This window comes from Jiangella rhizosphaerae (assembly GCF_003579925.1).
GTDB classification, from domain to species: Bacteria; Actinomycetota; Actinomycetes; order Jiangellales; family Jiangellaceae; genus Jiangella; species Jiangella rhizosphaerae.
The window spans coordinates 1-3,190 of the sequence record NZ_QUAL01000294.1; the positions used below are offsets into that span (position 1 = coordinate 1).

The window sequence follows — 3,190 nt, forward strand, 5'->3', positions numbered from 1 at the left end:
GGTGGTCTGGTCGTTGTTTGAGAACTGTATAGTGGACGCGAGCATCTTCATCTTTGTGGTCAAGTTAGTAAGGGCACATGGTGGATGCCTTGGCACCAGGAGCCGATGAAGGACGTGGGAGCCTGCGATAATCCCTGGCGAGCTGGCAACCGAGCTATGACCCGGGGGTGTCCGAATGGGGAAACCCGGCGGCAGTCATGTGCCGTCACCGTCACCTGAACACATAGGGTGGTCGGAGGGAACGTGGGGAAGTGAAACATCTCAGTACCCACAGGAAGAGAAAACAACATGTGATTCCGTGAGTAGTGGCGAGCGAAAGCGGATGAGGCTAAACCGTGCGCGTGTGATAGCCGGCAGGCGTTGCGTGTGCGGGGTTGTGGGGTTGCGTCGATCAGGGACTGCCGTTCCTGGTCTGGAGTGATCAATCGCTGGTGAAGTCGAAGGACTTGAGAGGTCTGGCGTAGAGGGTGTTACCCCCGTAGACGTAAGCTAGTGACTCCAGTGGCGTGATACCCGAGTAGCACGGGGCCCGAGAAATCCCGTGTGAATCTGGCGGGACCACCCGTTAAGCCTAAATACTCCCTGGTGACCGATAGCGGACAAGTACCGTGAGGGAATGGTGAAAAGTACCCCGGGAGGGGAGTGAAATAGTACCTGAAACCATGTGCCTACAAGCCGTCAGAGCTGCCTCCTTGTGGGGTTGTGATGGCGTGCCTTTTGAAGAATGAGCCTGCGAGTTAGTGGTATGTGGCGAGGTTAACCCGTGTGGGGGAGCCGTAGCGAAAGCGAGTCCGAATAGGGCGTTTGAGTCGCATGCTCTAGACCCGAAGCGGAGTGATCTACCCATGGGCAGGGTGAAGCGGAGGTAAGACTTCGTGGAGGCCCGAACCGACCTACGTTGAAAAGTGGGCGGATGACCTGTGGGTAGGGGTGAAAGGCCAATCAAACTCCGTGATAGCTGGTTCTCCCCGAAATGCATTTAGGTGCAGCGTCGTGTGTTTCTTGCCGGAGGTAGAGCACTGGATGGCTGATGGGCCCTACAAGGTTACTGACGTCAGCCAAACTCCGAATGCCGGTAAGTGAGAGCGCGGCAGTGAGACTGCGGGCGATAAGGTTCGTAGTCGAGAGGGAAACAGCCCAGATCACCAGCTAAGGCCCCTAAGCGTGTGCTAAGTGGAAAAGGATGTGGAGTTGCGAAGACAACCAGGAGGTTGGCTTAGAAGCAGCCACCCTTGAAAGAGTGCGTAATAGCTCACTGGTCAAGTGATTCTGCGCCGACAATGTAGCGGGGCTCAAGCACACCGCCGAAGCTGTGACAATCACACATGTAGCTAAGCCTTTGTGGTTCAGGTGTGTGGTTGGGTAGGGGAGCGTCGTGTGGCGGTTGAAGCGGCGGGGTGACCCAGTCGTGGACGCTACACGAGTGAGAATGCAGGCATGAGTAGCGAAAGACGGGTGAGAAACCCGTCCGCCGAATGACCAAGGGTTCCAGGGCCAGGTTAATCCGCCCTGGGTAAGTCGGGACCTAAGGCGAGGCCGACAGGCGTAGTCGATGGACAACGGGTTGATATTCCCGTACCGGTTGTGGCGCGACCATGCTGAGCCCGGTGATGCTAACCACCCGAACCCGTCTTTCACCCTTCGGGGTGGCTGGTGGGGGAGCGTGGGATCCGAACCGGTAGTAGGCAAGCGATGGGGTGACGCAGGAAGGTAGCCCATCCCGGGCGATGGTTGTCCCGGGGTAACAGTGCAGGGCCGTGGTAGGTAAATCCGCCACAGTAGTGCCCGAGGCTGGATGCCGAGCCGATTGCGGCGAAGTGGGTGATCCTATGCTGTCGAGAAAAGCCTCTAGCGAGTTCCATAGCCGCCCGTACCCCAAACCGACACAGGTGGTCAGGTAGAGAATACCAAGGCGATCGAGTGAACCGTGGTTAAGGAACTCGGCAAAATGCCCCCGTAACTTCGGGAGAAGGGGGGCCGGATACGTGAACGGACTTGCTCCGGGAGCGTTGATGGCCGCAGAGACCAGGGGAAAGCGACTGTTTATTAAAAACACAGGTCCGTGCGAAGTCGCAAGACGATGTATACGGACTGACGCCTGCCCGGTGCTGGAACGTTAAGGGGACGAGTTAGCCTTTCGGGGCGAAGCTCAGAACTTAAGCGCCAGTAAACGGCGGTGGTAACTATAACCATCCTAAGGTAGCGAAATTCCTTGTCGGGTAAGTTCCGACCTGCACGAATGGCGTAACGACTTTCCCACTGTCTCAACCACGGACTCGGCGAAATTGCACTACGAGTAAAGATGCTCGTTACCCGCAGCAGGACGGAAAGACCCCGGGACCTTTACTATAGCTTGGTATTGGTGTTCGGTTCGGCTTGTGTAGGATAGGTGGGAGACTGTGAAGCCGGCACGCCAGTGTCGGTGGAGTCAACGTTGAAATACCACTCTGGTCGTACTGGATATCTAACCTCGGTCCGTGATCCGGATCAGGGACAGTGCCTGGTGGGTAGTTTAACTGGGGCGGTTGCCTCCCAAAAGGTAACGGAGGCGCCCAAAGGTTCCCTCAGCCTGGTTGGCAATCAGGTGTCGAGTGCAAGTGCACAAGGGAGCTTGACTGTGAGACCGACGGGTCGAGCAGGTGCGAAAGCAGGGACTAGTGATCCGGCAGTGGCTTGTGGAAGCGCTGTCGCTCAACGGATAAAAGGTACCCCGGGGATAACAGGCTGATCCTGCCCAAGAGTCCATATCGACGGCATGGTTTGGCACCTCGATGTCGGCTCGTCGCATCCTGGGGCCGTAGCAGGTCCCAAGGGTTGGGCTGTTCGCCCATTAAAGCGGTACGCGAGCTGGGTTTAGAACGTCGTGAGACAGTTCGGTCCCTATCCGCTGCGGGCGCAGGAGACTTGAGAAGGGCTGTCCCTAGTACGAGAGGACCGGGACGGACGAACCTCTGGTGTGCCAGTTGTTCCGCCAGGAGCACCGCTGGTTGGCTACGTTCGGAAGGGATAACCGCTGAAAGCATCTAAGCGGGAAGCCTGCTTCAAGATGAGGTCTCCCACACCGCGAGGTGGTAAGGCCCCCAGCTAGACGACTGGGTTGATAGGCCGGACGTGGAAGCCCAGCAATGGGTGAAGCTGACCGGTACTAATAGGCCGAGGACTTGACCACACACACAATCTTCCCCACCCC

1 rRNA gene is annotated in these 3,190 nt (G+C 57.5%); it reads left to right on the top strand.

Annotated features, from left to right (window positions below):
• Positions 1-57: 57 nt before the first annotated feature.
• Positions 58-3,169 (top strand): 23S ribosomal RNA (locus DY240_RS23465).
• The last annotated feature ends 21 nt before the right edge of the window (positions 3,170-3,190 follow it).